The organism is Psychrobacter sp. CAL346-MNA-CIBAN-0220 (genome assembly GCF_040309805.1).
GTDB lineage: Bacteria > Pseudomonadota > Gammaproteobacteria > Pseudomonadales > Moraxellaceae > Psychrobacter.
The window spans coordinates 198,912-220,264 of the sequence record NZ_JBEOPF010000001.1 but is presented as its reverse complement, the minus strand read 5'-3'; the positions used below and the strand labels follow the sequence as shown (position 1 = coordinate 220,264).

The 21,353-nt window shown below is 42.0% G+C and carries 15 protein-coding genes and 1 other RNA gene; 10 read left to right on the top strand and 6 right to left on the bottom strand.

The features are described from left to right. Window positions 1-218: 218 nt before the first annotated feature. The 3 genes from serC to ffs form a co-directional block, all read right to left on the bottom strand. Complete coding sequence (serC, locus tag AAEY88_RS00850; protein ID WP_350557749.1) at window positions 219-1,328, bottom strand: 3-phosphoserine/phosphohydroxythreonine transaminase; 1,110 nt, start codon at window positions 1,326-1,328, stop codon at window positions 219-221. A gap of 130 nt (window positions 1,329-1,458) precedes the next feature. Next, the gene (locus AAEY88_RS00845; RefSeq protein WP_350557747.1) at window positions 1,459-2,307 is read right to left on the bottom strand and encodes a hypothetical protein; all 849 of its coding nucleotides are present in this window, start codon (window positions 2,305-2,307) and stop codon (window positions 1,459-1,461) included. A 357-nt stretch (window positions 2,308-2,664) separates the two neighbouring features. Then, window positions 2,665-2,761: signal recognition particle sRNA small type (gene ffs, locus AAEY88_RS00840), an RNA gene on the bottom strand. 429 nt (window positions 2,762-3,190) lie between these two features. Between ffs and AAEY88_RS00835 the strand changes: the two genes are divergently transcribed. Next, window positions 3,191-3,907, top strand: a complete 717-nt coding sequence (locus tag AAEY88_RS00835) for an SIMPL domain-containing protein (RefSeq protein ID WP_350557745.1) — start codon at window positions 3,191-3,193, stop codon at window positions 3,905-3,907. A 233-nt stretch (window positions 3,908-4,140) separates the two neighbouring features. Here the strand turns inward: AAEY88_RS00835 and AAEY88_RS00830 are convergent, their stop codons facing one another. Both AAEY88_RS00830 and glnA read right to left on the bottom strand, forming a co-directional pair. Beyond that, the gene (locus AAEY88_RS00830; protein ID WP_350557743.1) at window positions 4,141-4,911 is read right to left on the bottom strand and encodes a DUF4124 domain-containing protein; all 771 of its coding nucleotides are present in this window, start codon (window positions 4,909-4,911) and stop codon (window positions 4,141-4,143) included. A gap of 277 nt (window positions 4,912-5,188) precedes the next feature. Further along, window positions 5,189-6,598, bottom strand: coding sequence for a type I glutamate--ammonia ligase (gene glnA / locus AAEY88_RS00825; protein ID WP_350557741.1), 1,410 nt, complete (start codon window positions 6,596-6,598; stop codon window positions 5,189-5,191). Between the two features lie 723 nt (window positions 6,599-7,321). Here glnA and AAEY88_RS00820 point away from each other — a divergent pair. From AAEY88_RS00820 to AAEY88_RS00805, 4 genes are all read left to right on the top strand, one after another. Next, window positions 7,322-7,945, top strand: a complete 624-nt coding sequence (locus AAEY88_RS00820) for an aminodeoxychorismate/anthranilate synthase component II (RefSeq protein WP_350557739.1) — start codon at window positions 7,322-7,324, stop codon at window positions 7,943-7,945. 93 nt (window positions 7,946-8,038) lie between these two features. After that, window positions 8,039-9,178: an anthranilate phosphoribosyltransferase gene (gene trpD, locus AAEY88_RS00815; protein WP_350557737.1), complete on the top strand. Its 1,140-nt coding sequence runs from the start codon at window positions 8,039-8,041 to the stop codon at window positions 9,176-9,178. A 127-nt stretch (window positions 9,179-9,305) separates the two neighbouring features. Next, window positions 9,306-10,175: an indole-3-glycerol phosphate synthase TrpC gene (gene trpC / locus AAEY88_RS00810; RefSeq protein WP_350557735.1), complete on the top strand. Its 870-nt coding sequence runs from the start codon at window positions 9,306-9,308 to the stop codon at window positions 10,173-10,175. Between the two features lie 100 nt (window positions 10,176-10,275). Then, a complete protein-coding gene (locus tag AAEY88_RS00805; protein WP_350557733.1) occupies window positions 10,276-11,007 on the top strand; it encodes a Smr/MutS family protein in 732 nt (243 codons plus the stop codon). A 128-nt stretch (window positions 11,008-11,135) separates the two neighbouring features. Here the strand turns inward: AAEY88_RS00805 and AAEY88_RS00800 are convergent, their stop codons facing one another. Next, window positions 11,136-13,010 carry a mechanosensitive ion channel family protein gene (locus AAEY88_RS00800; RefSeq protein WP_407074410.1) on the bottom strand — a complete coding sequence of 625 codons (1,875 nt, stop codon included), beginning with the start codon at window positions 13,008-13,010 and terminating at the stop codon, window positions 11,136-11,138. A 423-nt stretch (window positions 13,011-13,433) separates the two neighbouring features. On the opposite strand from AAEY88_RS00800, the gene AAEY88_RS00795 reads away from it, so the two are divergent. The 5 genes from AAEY88_RS00795 (at window position 13,434) to AAEY88_RS00775 (ending at window position 21,060) form a co-directional block, all read left to right on the top strand. After that, window positions 13,434-15,380 carry a TonB-dependent receptor domain-containing protein gene (locus AAEY88_RS00795; protein WP_350557730.1) on the top strand — a complete coding sequence of 649 codons (1,947 nt, stop codon included), beginning with the start codon at window positions 13,434-13,436 and terminating at the stop codon, window positions 15,378-15,380. 367 nt (window positions 15,381-15,747) lie between these two features. Next, on the top strand, window positions 15,748-17,172 hold the full coding sequence (ahcY, locus tag AAEY88_RS00790) for an adenosylhomocysteinase (protein ID WP_350557728.1): 1,425 nt from the start codon (window positions 15,748-15,750) through the stop codon (window positions 17,170-17,172). 47 nt (window positions 17,173-17,219) lie between these two features. After that, window positions 17,220-18,068: a methylenetetrahydrofolate reductase gene (locus AAEY88_RS00785; RefSeq protein WP_350557726.1), complete on the top strand. Its 849-nt coding sequence runs from the start codon at window positions 17,220-17,222 to the stop codon at window positions 18,066-18,068. Window positions 18,069-18,298: 230 nt separating this feature from the next. Beyond that, on the top strand, window positions 18,299-19,186 hold the full coding sequence (locus tag AAEY88_RS00780) for a 16S rRNA (uracil(1498)-N(3))-methyltransferase (RefSeq protein ID WP_350557724.1): 888 nt from the start codon (window positions 18,299-18,301) through the stop codon (window positions 19,184-19,186). A gap of 194 nt (window positions 19,187-19,380) precedes the next feature. Next, window positions 19,381-21,060 carry an EAL domain-containing protein gene (locus AAEY88_RS00775; RefSeq protein WP_350557722.1) on the top strand — a complete coding sequence of 560 codons (1,680 nt, stop codon included), beginning with the start codon at window positions 19,381-19,383 and terminating at the stop codon, window positions 21,058-21,060. Window positions 21,061-21,353 lie beyond the last annotated feature (293 nt).

The window sequence follows — 21,353 nt, the reverse complement described above, 5'->3', positions numbered from 1 at the left end:
TTGACTCATTTATGTACTGACTTAAAATAGCGACAAATACCTCAAAATAGCTAAAAACATTAAAGTTACAAAATTTTATCATAACAAACTTAACTTTTTTAACCTAATGCTTTGCGGTAATAGGCTTCTATGAAATATATTCAAATAAAAAAGGCGCAACTATTATCAGCTGCGCCTTTTTTATTTAAGCAAAAATTGCTTCCAGGGTACTTATCAGCTTAGCCATACTTTTTTTCAAATTCTAGCATAAAGTCTACCAACAACTGTACCCATTCAAGCGGTACGGCATTATAAATACTAGCGCGCATACCACCAACGTCACGATGACCTTTTAGATTAAGCAGCCCTGCTTTTTCTGACTGCATCAAGAATTCTTTATCCAAGCTATTGTCTGCTAAGGTAAATGGCACGTTCATAATAGAGCGATACTTATGGGCCACTGGATTGTGGTAGAACGCACTATTATCAATGGTGTCATACAATAGCGCTGCTTTTTGCTGATTTATTTTACCAATAGCAGCAACCCCACCTTGCTGCTCAAGCCAGTCAAACACCAAGCCGGCTAAATACCAAGAATAAGTCGCCGGCGTATTAGACATTGACTCTTTCTCTGCTTGATGCTCATAGTTAAGGAGCATCGGGCACCACTCACTGGCCTGCCCTAATAAATCGTCACGAATGATAATAATCACCAATCCCGCAGGACCGATATTCTTTTGCGCACCAGCGTAGATCATCCCAAACTTAGAGACATCTATCGGCTGCGATAAGATACATGATGACATATCAACGATCAGCGGTGCATTCACTACTGGGGGCTCAAATATTTGTAGACCGTGAATGGTCTCATTGGCGCAGTAATGGAAATAAGCAGCATCATCGCTAATATTCCAATCGCTTGGTACGGGAACATCAGTAAAATTATTGTCTTTGCCCGTTGCTACGAGGTTAATATCACCCAAACCTAAATTAGCATAACGCTGCGCTTCTTTGATCGCTTTACCAGACCATGCACCTGTAGTCAGATAATCGGCGCGCCCGCCATTCAATAAATTCAATGGAATTGCTGAAAACTGTAAACTTGCACCGCCTTGCAGAAACAGTACTTTATAATTATCTGGAATTTCCATTAGTGAGCGTAGCTGAGTTTCAGCCTTTGCAGTGATAGCCATATAGTCTTTGCTACGATGGCTCATTTCCATTACTGATAGGCCGCGACCTTGCCAATCGAGCAGTTCATCTTGGGCGCGCATCAGCACTTCAGTAGGCATAGTAGCAGGCCCAGCACAAAAATTAGGAAGACGATGCGGTGCGGATTTGGTGGTCATGATATTTGTCCTAAATACAAGGGAGTAAGCGTTGTTATCTCAATTTTATCTTAAAACGTGTCAAAATCAATCTTACATTTATTACTTAACCATCAAGTAATAAGCCATCATTCAAAAAACTCTCTAGATTTTAATCTTGCTTGGACAGCTGGTGCCAAAACTGCTTCTTGAGATGGCTATCAGTTAGCATCTCATTTAATGTGGGCACAGAGGTAAGATTTGGATGCTCAATACCGTCAGGCAACGCGGTCAATGCTGCAATGAGCACTTCTTCACTTCTACCAATCTTAAAGATATATCCGGCAAAGCTAGCGTTTGCTAACTCAGTGGTATCCATACCCGCGCAAATGGGAAAAGAGCTGGTCTCGCACGATAAAGATAACGCTTGGGTGATATTTTGCCATAATTTTTGGCTGTCATTATTTAGTGCTTGGATATCGATCAGTAGTACCCAATTGCCATAACGCCCGCCTTGCAAATCAAACGGGGCAACTTTATTTAGGCTGTTGTTATTATTATTTTTAACTGTATTATCTGGTGCTGTTAATGCTACATCGCTGATAGACGATGTGACTGTCTCTACTAGCGGTTCTACCCACTGCTGCGCAACTGTTTGCGTGACAACCTGATTATCGGGGGCGACGGGGGCTTTTATTGTACTGCTTTCAGCGGTATCTATTGTAGACTTATGTCCATCGGATATGTCAGTATCAATAGGAACAGTGTGCTCATAATCGCCAATAATAGTCGGCGTATCTTGCATAGGCGCTTTAGGCTCAAAGCTTGCGTGCTCAACGTCTAACTCAGATATTGGTTGTTGATCTTCCACTGGTTGCTGTACGGTCGGCGCTGGAATGTTGGCCATACTTATTGTTGGCGAGCTCGGTTGCACCCACTGCTCAATACCCATCATCGCCAAAATCTGACGCTGCTGCACTTGCCGCTGCCGTAAGATTAGATCGTCTTGGGTATCATTCATAGGTAGGTATTTATCCTAACGAGTTTGCTGATATGGTTATAGATACTGTCTTTATATATAGTTTAAGCGACTGACAAAAAATCAATCAATCGTTGGCCTAACACCAAGACAGTTTTCTGTTAATACCGTTAAGCGGATATGGTCGTCTTGGCTTATTATCGTATCGTGTAGCATAGAAGCATGCAAGGCAATCAGCCCTATCCAATAGTTATTATAGATATTTTTAGAGGAATAGTGGTTTAAGAATAGAATAATAAGATAAAACTTTAACCAAAAAAATTCTTTTAAATAAAGAGCTTAATCAGGGCACAGATACTATAGAACATATTATATCAAATTTTAGACAAAAAAAAGCGACTCCAAAAGCACATCCTCGGCACACATCATAACTATTACCGTTGCTACCTTCCGGTCCTGGCGGGGTTCATAGAACAATGTTGCGAGGCTACCAATGGAGCCACCAGTTGCAAATTATACAAGGTTTTTGCAGGATTACAACCCCTATCAGCAGATAGATGCTTATCAGCCAAGTCAACTACAACTGATCACCACAAATATATTGCTATCTATATCAATAATCAGTTATTCCGGTAGCTGGCCAGTCATTGAATTTTGACTCATCCTAGTGAGGCTAAGGTCACTAGGCTAAAAAGACAGCGGCACTATCGACTGTAAGATGCAGAAACAAAGGTAAGTTTGGAAGCAGTAACCTGATTGACAAAACCCTTACAGCATCACGCGCCAAACCTGCTATTTTAGCTGTAACCTGCCATCTGAAAATACGCTTGAAATGTGCTATTAAACTCAATATATGCTACTTAATGAGTAGAGCAGGTAACAATAATACAAATTTTTTCGCTCATACTTTACTTAGGAGATTATTATGAAAACCACACTACTGAATAAGGCGGCTATCGCCTCTGGTACAGTTTGTTTGTTTACCGCTATGATGGGCAGCGCGCATGCCGAACCAACGGGTTACGATCAGCTCAGCTTTCAAACGGAAGTCAAAGCCGAAGTGGCAAATGACGAAGTACGCGCAAGTATGTATAAAAAAACGCAAGCGACCGATGCAAAAACGTTAGCAACTAGGCTCAATACCTCAATCAATAACGCTTTGATTATTGCCAAGCGCTATCCTAGCGTCACAGTCAGCACCGGACAGCAGCGCACCTATCCCCGCTACGATAAGAATGACAAAATTATCGGCTGGACAGGACAGGCCAATATAGACCTAAAAAGTACTGACTTTACTGCCACCAGCCAACTTATTGCAGATTTGCAAGAAACTTTAGTCATGGATAATCTAAACTTTGGGGTATCAGATGTTAAAAAAGATGCGCTTGAGCAAAAGTTAATGACTGATGCCTCTCGTGCCTTTCAAAAACAGGCTAAAAACTTAACCCAAGCATGGGATGCTCGTGGCTATCGCATCGTCACTGTCAATCTTAATACGGGTAGCAACTATCCGCGCCCGATGTATAGCGCTATGAATATGAAAGCAGAAGCCGCCGATGCGTCCGTACCCAGTCAAAGTTTTGAATCTGGTGATAGCACCATTTCAGTGACCGCTAACGGTACGATAGAGCTAACCAAATAAATACAACCTCATTTATAAAGGTTATTTGCTTAGATTATTATTGTTAAATGATTACCATTAATATAGATAATGAGACCATATAAATACTGAAACGGGCAAGTGCTTTACATGGCACTTGCCCGTTTGGGTTTTAACTTAAATATTTATCAAGACTGTCTGCTCGTTCTATGTAACCACTGGCATATTAGTTGAACACAAGCCGCGTTAAGCACTGTTCGATAGTTTTTAACTTTTTACTTATTAGCTTGCTGCTTATCAATGTCATCTTGGCGCAGTTTGAGTAATACTTTTTGATGCCATGGCAAACGCTGATAGGCTAACAGCTGCTGTGCAATTTTCTTATTATTTTGCAAAATCATAGTGTTTTGAATCACATAAATAGTACGGGCCGTTTGCGTAATGGTCTGTCCCGCCTTGTTTTTTACTACAGCTTTTATACTATGACCCCCCGGTAATATATCAACCGTTGAAATCGAAGTACTTAATCCTTGGCCTACTTCCTTACCATCTAGATAAATGCTGACGCTATCACCGACCTGTAGTACGGGTTTTAACTGCACATTTACCAAGATACTTTGGGCAGGACGACGATAAGCACGTGCTTCACTAGGTTCGGTCATCGTTAATTGATAGTTTACACGTGGCGCTTTGGTAGCAGTAGAAGCGGCTGCCGTTGGTTGTAGCGGTGCTAGTGCAGTGCTAGTTGTTTGATTCGGTGCTGTCGACGCATTCTCAGAGCTACTAGTGCTATTAGTAGTAATATGAGTTTCAATAATCTGCTTACCTGCCTGCTGCTCATAGCTTTGCGGACGATCTGTAAAAGTGATCTGACCAGTTTTTTCATCGACTATTTTATAAATAGCTGCTGCATTGAGCATAGGTGCATAAAGAATGGCCACTCCTACCATTAAGCCTACTAGGAGAGCAGCTGGCCTACTACTATTAGATGGCTGGTGTTTAGGCGGTTTGTATTTAGATACTAAGCGATGAAATAATGGGATCATAGTCAGTCAACCTAAATTTATCAATGTCGTTGATGGTGCTTATGTAACGCCTATTATGCAATACTTTTGTCGTATTCACTGTTAATTTACTGGGTGAAATCCTAGCCTATAATGAATACGCTTAGTCTGTGTAGCGCAGATGTCGCGATAGTATAAACCCACATCAACAACTTTTAACCTTAACACCACTGTCTCATATACAGCCATAAAAAAACCAGCTAAGGCGCACTTAGCTGGTTGTTATTATTCAATAATTATTTAGCGTATTAGCTAGATACTAGCAGCTGTAGTACAAGTCAAACTCAACCGGATGCACAGTAACGTTGACGCGCTGTACCTCTTCTTCTTTTAGCGCAATGAATGCCTCGAGCATGTCTTTAGTGAACACATCGCCTTTTAACAAGAACTCGTGATCTTCTTTTAAGGCTTGTAGCGCCACTTCCAAGTTCTCAGCGACGGTTGGAATCATGGCTTCTTCTTCAGGTGGCAAGTCATACAAGTTCTTATCAGCCGCTTCGCCAGGATGCATCTTGTTTTGGATACCGTCAAGGCCCGCCATCAATAATGCCGCAAAGGCTAAATAGGGGTTGGCTGCTGGATCAGGGAAACGCGCTTCGATACGAACCGCTTTTGGGCTACTAACGTGTGGAATGCGGATAGACGCTGAACGGTTAGAAGCAGAGTATGCCAATTTGATAGGCGCTTCATAATGCGGTACGAGACGCTTGTAGCTGTTAGTAGATGGGTTAGTAATCGCGTTCAATGCACGCGCATGCTTGATAATACCACCGATGAAGTATAACGCGGTTTCAGACAGACCCGCATATTCGTCACCAGAGAAGGTATTTACACCATCTTTTGAGATCGACATATGTACATGCATACCCGAGCCATTATCACCAACGATAGGCTTGGGCATAAAGGTCGCTGTCTTACCAAACTGATGCGCCACGTTATGGACGACATATTTTAGCTGCTGTACTTCATCCGCTTTTCGTACCAAAGTGTTGAACGCGACGCCAATTTCTGACTGACAAGGCGCAACTTCATGATGATGCACCTCAATGCAACCTTCGCCAATAATCTCTTCTAAGCGCTCACACATAACTGCGCGCATATCTTGTGAACTATCAACTGGCGGTACTGGGAAATAAGCGCCTTTGACACGGGGACGATGCGCCATGTTGCCCCATTCATAAGATTCGTTAGTTGACCATGCCGCTTCTTCAGCAACGATTTTATGGCTAACACCTGACATCTCAATGGACCACTTCACTTCATCAAATACGAAGAACTCAGGCTCAGGACCGAAGTAGGCCGTATCACCGATACCCGTTGATTTTAAGTATTCTTCAGCACGGCGAGCGATAGAGCGTGGATCGCGTTCATAGCCTTGCAGCGTCGATGGCTCAATAATGTCACAAGTTACTACCACCGTAATGGCATCAAAGAACGGATCAAGAAAAGCGCTCTCTGGATCAGGACGCAAAATCATATCAGACGCTTCGATGCCTTTCCAGCCAGCGATGGATGAACCATCAAACATTTTGCCATCTTCCATCACTTCTTCGTCGACGGTATAGGCAGGAAAGCTGATATGTTGTTCTTTACCACGGGTATCGGTAAAGCGAAAATCAACCCATTTGGCATTAGATGATTTGATAAGATCTAGTAATTTATTCGACATGAATAGTCTCCCTGGTGGTTATCATTTGATTGCGAGTTAAGATTGCCGTGCTCGTTTCTATATTCTATTACTATTTTAAGTTTTAGTCGCTTTTTAACGACTACGTTATTTATAGGTAGGAACATCGCTGCGCTATTTTAGCAATATATGACTCATAATGCTGAACTGTTATGTCCTCTTAGCTGGCTTGTTAGTCATACCACTCGTTAAGTACCTACCATAAGTATCTACCAATAGGTACATTTATCTTAATCGACATTCATTAGCTGTCACCATTAAAGTAATGCAAGCGCTGTGCCAAATCATCCTATTAGATACGGCATAAAACGACAGTCATTAGCACTACCCTAGCTAGCACCTCAATAAATGATATAAAAATATTAAAACCAGGCAAAGAGTAGCATTAACACTGCACAAACGTGGTGTCATTAAAATAAAAAAGCACTAAGTTAGTGCATTTATAATATTTATATAATTAAGTTGGTGCATTTTAAATTTTTTATTCAGATTAGATTAATTTGATTGTAAAAAATATCAATACTTTTAAGACATAAAAATACGGTTAGTCAGGAGCCAACAGACGCTCTGCGTTTGATAGACGACAAAATAGTGGTAAGATATCAGGCTTCAATAAAAGTATGCCAAATAGCCTATGTTTAATAGCTATAACCATAATGGATGCGCATTTATAAAGTATAACGACAACAATAGGTTGAAACCATAATGATTCTGATGATCGATAATTACGACAGCTTTACGTACAATATTGTACAGTACTTCGGTGAATTACAGCAGGACATCACCGTCTGGCGTAACGATCAGGTCACACTCGAACAGATTAAAACCCTTGCTCCTGATGTGATTGTCATTGGTCCCGGTCCATGTGATCCAGATCGCGCTGGAATTTCTTTAGAAGTCATTGATACTTTTAAAGGTCTGATACCTATATTAGGTATTTGCTTGGGTCATCAAGCGATTGGACAAGCGTTTGGCGGGCAGGTTGTCAAAGCAGGCGAAGTCATGCACGGACGTTTATCTGCTATCTATCATAACAATCAAGGTGTCTTTATGGACTTACCCAATCCATCACAAGCCACGCGCTATCACTCATTAGTGGTTGATAAAACCAGCTTGCCTGCTTGTCTCGAGGTGACCGCATGGACGCAAAATCCGGATGGCAGTATTGAAGAAATTATGGGTGTACGCCATAAAAGCTTCGCCATTGAAGGGGTACAATTCCATCCGGAATCTATCTTAAGTGAAGCCGGCTATCAGCTGCTCAATAACTTTTTGCGGATTCATAACTTGGCGGTATTAACCTCAGATCAATTGCCACAAGTGGGCTAGTGATTCTAAATTGGTTTTGATAATACTGGTTTGTAATGTCAGCCAAATAAGTGTGCCCCATTACTATAAAAGATAACAATAAGCGAGACTATCATGAGCACTATTAACATACAGGACACGCAATTACAAAGCGCAAAGACGCCTGAGGATATTGCCCAGCTCTCTGATGAGCATATTCATAAACTACTGACCACCGCCTTAGATAGAATCTTCCAGCATATTGATCTGACCTTTGATGAGATGCATCAAGTGATGCTAATTATCATGCAAGGAAAATGCAGTAACGCTATGATGGGCGCTATCTTAACCGGTCTGCGTATGAAAGGTGAATCCATCGATGAGATCACTGCTTCTGCCAGTGCCATGCGTAATTTAGCGGCTAATATTGTACCGAGTTCTTGCAATCATCTGGTCGATATTGTTGGTACCGGCGGTGATGGTGCTAATTTATTTAATGTGTCTACTGCCTCGGCTTTCGTCGCAGCAGCGGCAGGTGCTCAAGTCGCTAAGCACGGCAATCGCGGCGTATCTACCAAGTCAGGTAGCTCAGATTTACTGGAGCAGGCCGGTATTAGTTTGGCACTCACACCCCTACAAGCGCTTAATTGTATCGAAAACCAAGGGATTGGCTTTTTATTTGCACCCAATCATCATAGCGCCATGCGTTATGCCAACCCAGTACGCCGTGAGCTTAAATCGCGGACGATTTTCAATATTTTAGGCCCATTAACCAACCCTGCTGGCGTCCCTAATCTAGTTATTGGTGTCTTTACCGCACGACTATGTGAGCCGCTAGCGAAAGTCATGAAAAATCTAGGCGCACGTCATGTGATGGTTGTCGGCGCAAAAGATGGCTTAGATGAGATCAGCCTGGCCACTTCAACCACGGTCGCTGAGCTAAAAGACGGCAAAATATCTGTTTATGAGTTAATGCCGGAAGATGCAGGTATCGAGTCACAAACACTAATCGGGCTTGACGTAGAGTCACCAGAACAAAGCCTTGAGCTAATTCGTGCTGCTTTATCAGGTAGCGCTACTACTGATCGTGCGGTACTCAAAGCACGTGATATGATTGCCCTTAATGCCGGGGCAGCAATTTATACGGCAGGGCTTGCCAGCAATTACCCGAATGGCGTCAGTCAGGCGCAGACAGTGATTAAAAATGGTTCAGCATTGGCCAAGCTTGAGTCGTTAGCAGCCTATACTCAGCAGCTGGCTACCGTTTCTACCTAGGCCTGATGTTATTTATTAAGCTTCTAACGGATTAAATCACGACACTAAATACTAAATAATGGCTAAAAAACCTTATTTTCTATTCAATTTACTGACCATTCAAACTTACTGATAACCGGATATATCTATGACCACTACCGCTCATATTCCCTCAGTATTACAGCGTATTGTCGCCACTAAACGTGATGAAGTTAAGGCTGCCCGAGACTTGCTAGCGCTTGCCGACTTACAAGCACAAGTTGCCGCTGACCAGCGTCCACGTCGTGGCTTTGCTGCCGCTTTACGTAGCGCTGATATTGGCATTATCGCTGAGATTAAAAAAGCTTCACCATCGAAAGGTATTATCAGCCGTAACTTTGAACCTGCCGCTTTTGCCCAGCAGTATGAGCAAGCGGGTGCCAGTTGTCTGTCAGTATTGACGGATAGCGATTATTTTCAAGGCGATGACAGTTATCTCACTCAAGCACACGAAGCCTGTAATTTACCGCTATTGCGTAAAGACTTTATGATTGACATCTATCAGATTTATCAGTCCTACTTGCTGGGTGCTGATTGTATATTACTGATTATGGCCTGCCTAGATGACGCCCAAGTGCAAGAGCTACATGCGCTGAGTATCGAACTTGGCATGGATGTGTTGATTGAAGTTCATACTGCCGGAGAACTCGACCGTGCATTAAAGCTACCGCGCTCAGCACACAATATTTATGGTATCAATAACCGCGACTTGAATACCTTTAAGGTAGATTTGCAAACCACGCTAGACCTCAAAAACACTTTATTGCAAGCATTGGAAGCCGACCCTGATGCTAACAACAAAGATAAAGCATCAGAAGCGCTTATCGTTACTGAGAGTGGTATTCATAGCGCCGATGATATTCGCTTAATGCTGAGCCATAATATTCAGCACTTTTTAATCGGTGAGCAGTTTATGAAGACGGATCATCCAGGACAAGCGTTACAATCCTTACTTGCGAGTGTTCCTACGAGCGCGTAAAGTAATATAAATGATGCCAGTAGCATACTGGCTGTAACATTAACTATAGTATTGATTATTAAATCATTCTTCTATTAATTAAACAGACACGTTAACTTTTATGGTAAATTCTATTTTTTCAAAAGAAATGCAAGACCAGCTCAAAGAGCTTAAAGGACAACTGAGCAAGGGCCGTGATACCACATCACCCGATGGCGAAGAGCAAAAGCCAACCGAGTCGGTGTCTCTACTGTCTCAAAAGCAAGTTAAAAGAACGGTCAAGCAATTAGATAGCGAACATATTGACGATGACAAAGTACTGTTTATGCAAGCGATGCATGGCGTCAATCAACTCGATGATAAAAACCTCCGCTCGCCTGCTAATGCTAAAAAAGGTAGCAAACCTGATGCGACGACTTTATCAAAACGTGCCGCCGCTCAAGGTAGTGAAGCAAGCGATTTAGGTGCAGGTTTATCCGATATGCAAGCGCTGCTCAATCCTGTGGCTGGTGAAGCGTACTTATCTTATAAGCAGCCAACGTTGCAGAACAAAATTTTTACTCAGCTAAAGCAAGGTAAATTGCGCTGGTATGATGCCGTAGATATTCATGGCTGCACGATTGAAGAAGCCCGCGCAGCCATGACCCAACTCCTCAGCCAAGCAAAACAGAATAATGAAACGATGGTAAAAATTGTCCATGGCAAAGGTAGTGAAGCGATTCTTAAAACTTGCGTCAATGGTTGGCTACGTCAACTGCCAGAAGTACTGGCCTTTTGCTCGGCTCCACCAAAAGATGGGGGTAACGGCGCGGTATTGATACTCCTAAAGAAACCTAAAACCGATGGCGAGTAAGTGTTAGGCCATTCATTTTAGACATAAAAAAGGACTGCATATACGCAGTCTTTTTTTATGTCTAGCAAGCTTATATTTAGGCTTTTTTACGTGAGTGAACGCCACTAAGTGGCACGATGTACAAATCCCTAATTATTTTTTACATTGAAGCGTTTAAAGCTTCTTTTAATGTGTTTCAGCTTTCTTCGTGCTAATGCACTAACTGTATCTTTATTAGTATCATTCTGCTGGTTACTTTGCTGAATATCTTCTTTTTCCTCATGCTCTCGTTTATAGGCTTGCCCCGCATTTTCGAGTGCTTCTAAATCTTTCATTAAATCAACAGAGTCAGGTTTAGGTTCAGGACTACTATCTATTTCTTGCTCAGGATTATCGGCTACGGCTTTGTCTTCGACATCATTTTTTAATTGATGCTCAAGCTCAGCTTGGTTGACGATTAATTGCTGCGTTGGCAGCGCATGTTCGACTTTATATTTTGCGACTTGATTCAATACATCAACGAATACTACGTTTTGTTTGTCGTAAAACTCCATAACATCATTGGCATTAATGTAAGCCTGCAATTGGATAACATAACAATCTTGGCGCAGCTCTAAAATATTGACTTGATTCCATTCTTGATTGGTTAAGTAATGCTTATTTAAAAATTCATCTAAGTCTTTTACCATCTTGAATACCACGTCAATATTTGCAGTACGTTTGAGATATAATTGATGGAAAAAACGGAACATATCACGGGAAGTAAAGTTCTCAATCTGCATCGATGAAAAATCGCCATTGGGAACGGTTACAATAGTACGCGTTAGGGTGCGCACGCGCGATGAGCGAATACCAATATCAACTACAGTCCCTTCATACGTACCAAACTTACAATAGTCACCTATGCGCACCGGTGAATCTGCCACCACCACCACACTACCAACCAGGTTCTCAATAGTCTTTTGCGCACCAAGGGCTAAGGCTAAACCACCTACCCCAAGCGCGGCTATACCAGTGGTTAAGTCAAAACCTAAATTGCCAAAAATAACAATAATGGCAAATATTAGTAATAGCGCTTTGACGATTTTGCGCAGCAACCCTAATATAGACACCCGCTCAATATAGTTCTTTTTATAGCTTAAATTGACAGCGCGGGTAAAGATAGCGTCGATGACCCGTAGTAATAGCCAAGTTGTCGCTAGCCACGAGGCAATCTCGGTAAAGCGATTGACTGGCTCGCGTAGCGTCACCGATACACCCGCATAAACCATGATTTCAGATAAAATCAGCGCCATAATAACCACAGCAAGCGGCAATATCACCTTGTCAGGTAATGGCAATGGCACGCCGCGCACTCGTGGATAAATGAGCTTTAATAGGTGATACCACAGCCATACCAACACATAAGTCAGTACAAAGCTACCAATCGCTAGTGCTACTGCTGCAACCAAATCAGACAGTTGATAACCAAGCAACTTTTTATCTTGGAGAGAATCAATGGTATAACGCGATGTTAGGGTTTGCTCCGTATTTTCTATCACTTCTGGAATAGAGCTAAGGGTGTCATTAGAGAACTGCCAGTACTGCTCGCCTTTTTTAGAGACTACCCGCTCAAGCAATAGCGGCACACTTTTACCATTAATACTGATACTGCCCACATTCTCTTGGCTGGGCGGCAGCTGATCGGTTAAGTTACCGTCAGGAGTATTATTCAGCTGCAAGTCAGGCTGAAAACGACCACCTGCATCAAGCGCCTGCTTGAACTGACGCACGGCAGTAGTTGGATTGTCAGATTTAGATAAATTGAGATAATTACTGGCCAATAAGTAATCATTTTCACCTAGTGCACTGATAAATCCTTGTACCGTATAACGTGGTGTATCTCGTCCAAATGAGTCAGGTACTGGTGTACGTGCACTCTCGTTCTCCTTACTACTAGAACCAATACCAAGCACGCCCGCTTCAGCAGCAAAGACAGTATTTGGCAATACCAGACTAAACAACAACGCTATCAATAACACCATTGCAAGTGGCGCTCTGGCTAATAAAGATAATGCAGTAGCAGGACTCACATAACGCTCAATAGACAAAACGAACCTCTTAACTTGATAGATAGAATATAAAAAAGGACAAAAGCTGCCGCTATGATAGCAATTATTTATAACTACAGTGCTTTTGATTGCGCACTTTTATGGTAACTGGTAATGGGGTCTATTATTGATGTTTTGCTTATTTTTTGGGTTCTCAAAAGCTGGTAAATTATAAAATTAGTTTTAAAATGCGGCAAAATGAGTAAATAGCATCTCATCTTGAAAATGGCTCAGCTTACAGTGAAGAAACATTAGGTTAAAGTTGTTTATAAATGTGTAAGTATTGTAGATAATGAGTACTATTCAGTTTGTCTGCTGATTTTGCTAATTTATAGTTTTATAACTTTGGGATTGTTTATGGTTTTTCTACGTTCATCTTCGAGCACTTATTTGCGTTGCTGTATCTTAAGCACGCTTGGCTTATTTGCCGTTAGCGCAACAGCAGCCACGCCTGCCAATACTGATTCAAATATCATTAGCGATAAAGAGCTACCTCAAGTCGAACTTGACAAAATTATAGTGACCGCTACACGCACCCCGACTAAAACTAGTAATGTTATTGCTCAAACTCGTGTTATTGATAAAGAAGATCTAAAGCGTTTCCAAGGTCAAACGGTGCTAGAAGTGCTTAGACGTCAGCCTAGTTTTAGTATTAAGCAAGATGGTGGTATGGGTAGTAGCAGTAATTTTTATCTGCGGGGCTATGACAGTAAGCGCGTATTAGTATTAATAGACGGTGTTCGTTATGGCTCAATGTCAACTGGCCAGCCAGCCTTAGGCTTATTACCTGCTGATCAAATTGATCGTATCGAAATCTTATATGGTGCATCCGGCTCTAGTATTTATGGTTCTGATGCCATGGGCGGCGTTATTCAAATCTTTACCAAAGGCTCTGATGTTGATCAGACTAACTTTTCTGTTACTGCAGGTGTTGGCTCACACGATCATTATATTTATGGTGCTGCAGCACAATTTGCAAATACTCAAGGGGCGAAACTTAGTCTGTCTGCCAGTCGCAACCAAACTGACGGTATCAGCGCTCTTGAATACCAAACAGGTAACAATAAAGACGACGATGGCTTTAAAAGTAACAATTTTGCAATAAATACCAGCATTCCCTTAACTAAAAATATTAGTGTTGGCGCCAATGGTCTTTTTGCAAAATCAACCACTGAATTTGATGACTTTAATCAAAGCACCAATGCAGAAATTGATCAAGAAAATGGGGCGATATCAGCATTTTCACAGTATGAGAATAACAACGTAACACTGCGATTATCGGCAGGTGAGAGCTTAGATAAACTTGATAATAAAGTGGGCGATGAATTTGAAACCAAACAAAAACAGGCGAATCTACTAAGTATTTATCGCTTGCCTACAGGTCAACTGCAAGCGGGTGGAGAATGGCTCAAACAAGAAATAGATGTTGTAGATAATACGCCTAGTGTTACTGGTAAAGACACCTATAAAGAAAACGAACGTACTATCAAAAGTGGTTTTGTAGGTTATCAAATCAACAAAGAAGCGTATGACCTGCAAGCCAATGTCCGTTACGATGATAATTCACAATTTGATAATGAAACTACATATAGCCTTGGATACGCCGTAAAACTAGCGCCTAGCCTGCGTCTTGGTACTAGCTTTGCCACTGGTTATAGAGCGCCATCTCTGAATGATTTATATATTGAAAGTTTCTACTATGTTCCCAATGAAGACTTGGAAGTTGAAAAAAGTAAAAACCTTGAAGTATTCATTGAGTCAAATAGTACAATACAAACCACTCGTCTAACTGGGTTTAATAGTCGTGTTGACAACCTTATTGATAATGCTTACGACCCTTCAATTGGAAAGTACCAAGCTATTAATATTAATGAAGCACGATTATCAGGTTATAGTTTTACCTCAGATTGGCAGTTAAGTAATGTTTTATTTGGTGGTCAATATACGCGTACAAACGCAGAAGAACGTTCAGGAACTAATAAAGGCAAACAGCTGGTTTATCGTCCTGAACATACTGGGTTAGTGTATGTCGGTTACCAAGCTGCAGACTTTGACATTCGTACTGAAGCAGAATACGTTGGTAAGACTTATAACGTTGCAGATAATAGTACTTTTATTGATGACTATACGCTATTTAATATCAGTGGTAACTATTACCTTAGTCCAAACCTGACATGGACCAGTCGTATTAACAACTTAACTAATATAGATTATTCTACTAATGAAAGTTTCGGTCAGTTTGGCTCTCGTTATAACCAAGATGGCACCAACTTCTTTACTTTATTAACCTACAACTGGTTCTAAGCATATTTGGCACGACCTATAATTTATATTGCTAATACAAGGGTCATCAATCGATGGCCTTTTTTTTGGCTGTATATCGGCGGTCAAGTACACAAGTTAGGAAAGCGCAACATGAACGCCTAGATTTTCCTGTCACCAGTAGGTGACAACCTGCGTCCCATATATTACAATAACGACCTCCGAGAGGTGTTGCGCCATATGAACTGATCATTGCGTTTGGGCTTTATAAACAAACGACGCTGATTAATTTGTCATGTTAGGCTCGGTAAACTGTTTAATACTGGCTATTCCAGTCTTTGACAGCATAACAACGGCACCTGCGTTTTTATTCTTTTTATCATACGTTAACCACTGATAGGAGCATATTATGGACGCAGTGTCTACTTCCCCATCTGCCCATACGATCGACCCCTCTTTCACTGACTATAAAGTCGCTGATATTAGCTTAGCTGATTACGGCCGCCGTGAAATCACCCTTGCTGAAGCCGAAATGCCTGCCCTGATGGGTTTGCGTCGTCGCTACGAAGCGGATCAACCGCTTAAAGGCGCGAAAATTGTCGGCTGTATCCATATGACCATTCAGACTGCCGTACTTATCGAGACCTTAATGGCGCTCGGTGCTGAAGTACGTTGGACTTCATGTAATATCTTCTCAACCCAAGACCACGCTGCTGCTGCGATTGCTGCTGCTGGTATTCCTGTCTTCGCTTGGAAAGGCGAAACTGACGCAGAATACGAATGGTGCTTACGTCAGCAAGTACACGTTGGCGGCGAAGACTCTGGTCAGCTTTGGGATGCTAACTTAATCTTAGATGATGGCGGCGACTTAACCGCACTTATCCATAACGAGTATGCTGAGCTTCTTGATAATATGCATGGTATCTCAGAAGAGACAACCACTGGCGTGCATCGCTTAATCGAAATGCTTAACAAAGGCACACTAAAAGTTCCTGCTATCAACGTCAATGACGCCGTCACTAAGTCTAAAAATGACAATAAATACGGCTGCCGTCATAGCTTAAATGACGCGATTAAACGTGGTACGGATATGTTCCTTGCCGGTCGTCGCGCTTTAGTCATCGGTTATGGTGATGTGGGCAAAGGCTCAGCACAAAGCTTACGTCAAGAAGGCATGATTGTTCGGGTTTCAGAAGTTGATCCTATCTGTGCCATGCAGGCTTGTATGGACGGTTATGAAGTATTATCACCGTACATTAACGGCGATAATACTGGCGGCGCTGAAAACATCAATACTCGTTTGCTCGAAGACACGGACATGATTGTCACGACTACTGGCAACTATCACGTCTGTGACAAGCATATGCTAGCGGCGTTAAAACCTGGCGCAGTGGTTTGTAACATTGGTCACTTTGATACCGAAATTGATACTCAGTTTATGCGTGATAATTGGCGCTGGGAAGAAGTTAAGCCACAAGTTCATCAAATCTTCCGCTCAGAAGATGTAAACGATTACCTGATTCTATTGGCTGAAGGTCGTTTAGTAAACTTAGGCAACGCGACTGGTCACCCATCACGCGTGATGGACGGCTCATTTGCCAACCAAGTATTGGCGCAAATGTATCTGTTTGAAGAAAAATTCGCCGAGCTGCCTGTCGATGAACGCTTTGATAATTTATATGTCAAAGTCTTACCGAAAAAGCTGGACGAAGAAGTGGCTGCCGCCATGGTCGCAGGCTTTAATGGTACGCTGACCAAGCTCACCGCAAAACAAGCCGAATACTTGGGTGTGCCTGTTGAAGGTCCGTTCAAACCTGATGCCTATAAATATTAATATGAGTATCTATATTAGTACTTCTATTAAAAATAAGGAGCGTGACTGTGAGTAAGCCCGCTTTCTCTTTTGAGTTTTTTCCTGCCAAGTCTGAGCAAGGACATGAGAAGCTACTCAATACCTTTGATGAGCTGAACAAGCTATCGCCAACCTATTTTTCGGTAACCTATGGTGCGGGGGGCTCAACACGTAGCCGAACCTTAGAGATTGTACAAGCGTTGTGTGCACGCGGTGATACTGAGGTTGCGCCGCATATCTCTTGTATTGGTGACGATAAAGTCGAAATAGCTGAGCTATTAACCCATTATAAAAGCTTAGGTATTAAGCGCTTGGTGGCGCTACGAGGTGATTTGCCATCAGGGCAAGTGGGCATGGGTCAATTGCCTTTTGCGGTCGATTTAGTCAAATTTATCCGTGAGCATTCAGGGGATCATTTTCATATCGAAGTGGCCGCCTACCCTGAGATGCATCCGCAAGCGCGTAGTTTTTTATTCGATATTGATAACTTAGTCAATAAATATCAGGCTGGCGCAAACGCGGCGATTACCCAGTTCTTTTATAATGCAGATAGCTATTTATACTTGCGTGATGCATTAGAAGGTCGCGGTATTGACACCGTCGCCCAGCCATTAGTCGCTGGCATTATGCCAATCACCAACTCTAGTAATCTAGTACGCTTTGCTGACAGCTGTGGCGCTGATATTCCGCGTTATGTCCGTAAGCAGCTGGCTGACTTTGGCGATGATCGTAAGGCCATTCGTGAGTTTGGCTTTGAGGTCGTTTATCGCTTATGTGAGCGCTTAATCGCCGAGGGTGTACCCGCCATGCACTTTTATAGTATGAATAGGATTGAGCCGAATAAACGCTTGGTTGAAGCGTTAGGACTTGTGGGTTAGTATTTTTTAATAGGCTTCAACCAACTGGCGTTCTTAGGAGCGCCAGTTTTTTTATCTGCTGATATCTTCAGCAAACCTTGCCTCATTTTTTGCATCTTGCATTTAAGCTACGATACCGCTACTGATGACAAGCTTGCCTTTACAGCTAAAAATGCCTTTCATTACCCATAAATGCTATTCTAGCAAGTTATTAAGAAAGATTATTATTTAAATAATAGGACTAAAAAGCCGTGCGACGTTTTTTTTATGCAACTGATAGCGATAACGAAGACTTTAATAATGATGACGGTAAGAAACCTTGCTTACCAAGACTAAGTACGCTGCCCCTAGGTAGTGACGTGGCATTGACGGACAGTATTGTGCATCACTGGTGCCGCGTGCTGCGGGCAAATATTGGTGACCAGGGTATTTTATTCGACGGCTTTGGCGGTGAATATCAAGTACAACTGCAAACCATTAGCAAAAAACAAGCGATGGTCACCTTATTAACGCACCTAGATGAAGATCGTAGTGCCCCTATTATTAGTAAAATTGGCTTAGTCATGAGCCGCGGTGAGCGCATGGATTATGCCATCCAAAAAGCCACTGAGCTTGGGGTGACTGCCATTCAACTACTCAGCAGCCACCATGGTGAGGTCTCACTTAAGCCTGCACAAGTGGACAAAAAATTACAGCATTGGCAACAAGTTGCTATTGCTGCTTGTGAGCAATGTGGGTTGAATAGACTGCCACTTATCCTTGCGCCAGTATCTATCGCCGAGTGGTTAAAAAATATAGATGCTGAAGTTTTAAGCACCAATATGGCTGTCAGTCCTATCGTAGCAGCGCTAAGCCAAGATACTTATTATCAAACATTAAATACCTCAGCAGACTTGCGTCTGCAAATGAGTGTGCCAGCCGCTGGACAACCAGCAATGCCAGAAAAATTATTGGCAATATTGGTGCAAGATCTGCCTTATATTGAGCTATTGATTGGCCCTGAAGGTGGACTCAGTAATGACGAGTGCGCGAAGGCTGAACAAACGGGCTTTGCACCTTGGCAAATTGGCGCACGCGTGCTGCGTACAGAAACAGCACCAGTTGTTGCCTTAGCAACATTACATGCGCTAAGTCCCTAATAATAAATTAAAAACAGCGTTCACTTTTAACAAAAAATATTATAAACTTTTGTCATTTATTATTTATAATTGGCCATATGACTCTTCTTATAAATGATTATATAGTTGACAGTATCGTTATTTAGCCGCTATTACCTTGATTACTGCTGCTTACTGACTTTATATTACTTATTTTGATTTCATGAGCACCGATTATGAGTAATTTCACCCCTATTTCATCCTCAATAAAGCAGCAACTGTTGACTGAACTATGTGAGCGTCTTGAAGACGCTATATTTATCTTAGATACACAGCTTCGATATATGTCGGTGAACGCGGCCTATGAAATTATGATTGGTTACAAAGAATCGTTTTTAATCGGTCGGCCGCTTGGCATATATGCTGCTGATTTTTTATCAGAAGAGGAGCGCGCCATATTAAAAGATATCTCTACTCGCCTAGATAAAGATGGCTTTTATGAAAATAACTTTGCGATGGCCAATCGCTATGGTCAAACCCTCAATTGCCATATGACTTATCGTAGCATCTATATCGGCGATATCATTTATTATATCGGCATGGTGCGCGATATTTCTTCAGCGGTTGAAGACCAGCAACAGTTGGTGCATCTACTTAATTATGATCAATTGACCGGCCTACCCAATCGTAAGGTATTTTTGAGTCAGACCAATGATATATTGATGGACAGCTACCAAGAAGTGGTTGTTATTCGCGCAAATATTGATCGTTATCGTATTCTGACTAACAATCTTGGACAAGATAAGGTCAATACCCTCATAAAAGACTTTGTCGCTCGGGTCAACAACCTTGACCTTGAGGAACTCCTGTGCTTTTCACACTTCGGTGGTGATGACTTCGGGTTATTGTTTGAGTGTAATGATGCCAATATGATTCGTCATCAACTTGATAGCTTAATGCAAATGTGTCAACGACCATTTTCGTTAGAGGGCAATGATATCTACTTGCAAATCTCTGTTGGTGTTAGCTACTTTCCAGAACATGGCAATCAGTTGATAAGCTTATTAAATAAAGCTGAAAAAGCACTGCACTATGTTAAGCAACAGGGTGGCGATGATATTTGTTGGTATCGCGATGAGCTGAATAATATGTCGTTTGATAATCTACAATTAGAGGCTGAGCTGCGCGCGGCTATGAGCACCAATCAGTTTGAGCCTTACTATCAGCCAAAAATAGCCTTAGATACTGGAGCTATTGCTGGTTTTGAGGCACTCGTACGCTGGCGTCATCCCACCCGCGGACTGTTAGAGCCCATAGATTTTATCGATGCGGTGATCAAACACAAACTGTCATTTGAGCTATTTTGTCAAATGGCCTTACAGATCGCTAAACAGCTGTCCGTTTGGCAAGCAATGGGTTTCACTCAGCATATCTGTATTAACGCTGATGCTGCTGAATTTAGTCACCCTGAGTTTTTTAATTTTGTCAGTCATTTGTTTACCCAGTATCTGCTCTCTCCACATCAGTTGCATATTGAAGTTACCGAATCGTCTTTAATGCTGCGACATGCCAGCATTAAACAACAGCTGATAGCGCTTAAAGAATTGGGGGTTTGCTTGGCGCTTGATGACTTCGGTACCGGCTATGCGTCGCTCAGCTACTTGCAAGAATACCCTTTTGACTTTATTAAAATCGATAAAAGTTTTACTGATAAAATTTCTTCAGATCGTACTCAGTACGCTATCGTTAAAGCCATTTTAGATCTGGCAACCGCTCTCGATATGAAGGCCGTTGCTGAAGGTATCGAAACTGAGCAGCAGCGTGATTTATTATCACAAATGGGTTGTGCCTATGGTCAAGGCTATTGGTTTGCACGGCCTGTCCCTGCTGATGTAGCGACTGAGATGCTTGTCTAATTACGCCCTACTAAAACACCCAGCTTCTGAACTGATTTCTTGTGACTTCTGAACTAATTTTTTATAAATAGTGACTGCGTTTATACTTTACCTATAATGATTGCGACGCTTATAGGTTCAAACTGTTGCCTACCTTTCAGATCATTTTTCTCACTATATTTGAAGACAACTTATCCCTTCCCAACGTTGATTGTATAACCGATGCAAGAGAGGTTCATGACTTATCAGTGTCACTACTAAACTTGTATAATTTCCTGCGAACACCTATCTTTTATGGGTAAATATGACCCGAG

What these genes read in the sequence shown, in the direction of transcription:
- AAEY88_RS00845 (WP_350557747.1), bottom strand. Translation starts at nt 2,307, where the DNA reads ATGAATGATACCCAAGACGATCTAATCTTACGGCAGCGGCAAGTGCAG.
- ahcY (WP_350557728.1), top strand. Translation starts at nt 15,748, where the DNA reads ATGGACGCAGTGTCTACTTCCCCATCTGCCCATACGATCGACCCCTCT.
- AAEY88_RS00835 (WP_350557745.1), top strand. Translation starts at nt 3,191, where the DNA reads ATGAAAACCACACTACTGAATAAGGCGGCTATCGCCTCTGGTACAGTT.
- trpC (WP_350557735.1), top strand. Translation starts at nt 9,306, where the DNA reads ATGACCACTACCGCTCATATTCCCTCAGTATTACAGCGTATTGTCGCC.
- AAEY88_RS00800 (WP_407074410.1), bottom strand. Translation starts at nt 13,010, where the DNA reads ATGGTGTTATTGATAGCGTTGTTGTTTAGTCTGGTATTGCCAAATACT.
- AAEY88_RS00775 (WP_350557722.1), top strand. Translation starts at nt 19,381, where the DNA reads ATGAGTAATTTCACCCCTATTTCATCCTCAATAAAGCAGCAACTGTTG.
- AAEY88_RS00830 (WP_350557743.1), bottom strand. Translation starts at nt 4,911, where the DNA reads ATGATCCCATTATTTCATCGCTTAGTATCTAAATACAAACCGCCTAAA.
- AAEY88_RS00805 (WP_350557733.1), top strand. Translation starts at nt 10,276, where the DNA reads ATGGTAAATTCTATTTTTTCAAAAGAAATGCAAGACCAGCTCAAAGAG.
- trpD (WP_350557737.1), top strand. Translation starts at nt 8,039, where the DNA reads ATGAGCACTATTAACATACAGGACACGCAATTACAAAGCGCAAAGACG.
- AAEY88_RS00820 (WP_350557739.1), top strand. Translation starts at nt 7,322, where the DNA reads ATGATTCTGATGATCGATAATTACGACAGCTTTACGTACAATATTGTA.
- AAEY88_RS00795 (WP_350557730.1), top strand. Translation starts at nt 13,434, where the DNA reads ATGGTTTTTCTACGTTCATCTTCGAGCACTTATTTGCGTTGCTGTATC.
- serC (WP_350557749.1), bottom strand. Translation starts at nt 1,328, where the DNA reads ATGACCACCAAATCCGCACCGCATCGTCTTCCTAATTTTTGTGCTGGG.
- glnA (WP_350557741.1), bottom strand. Translation starts at nt 6,598, where the DNA reads ATGTCGAATAAATTACTAGATCTTATCAAATCATCTAATGCCAAATGG.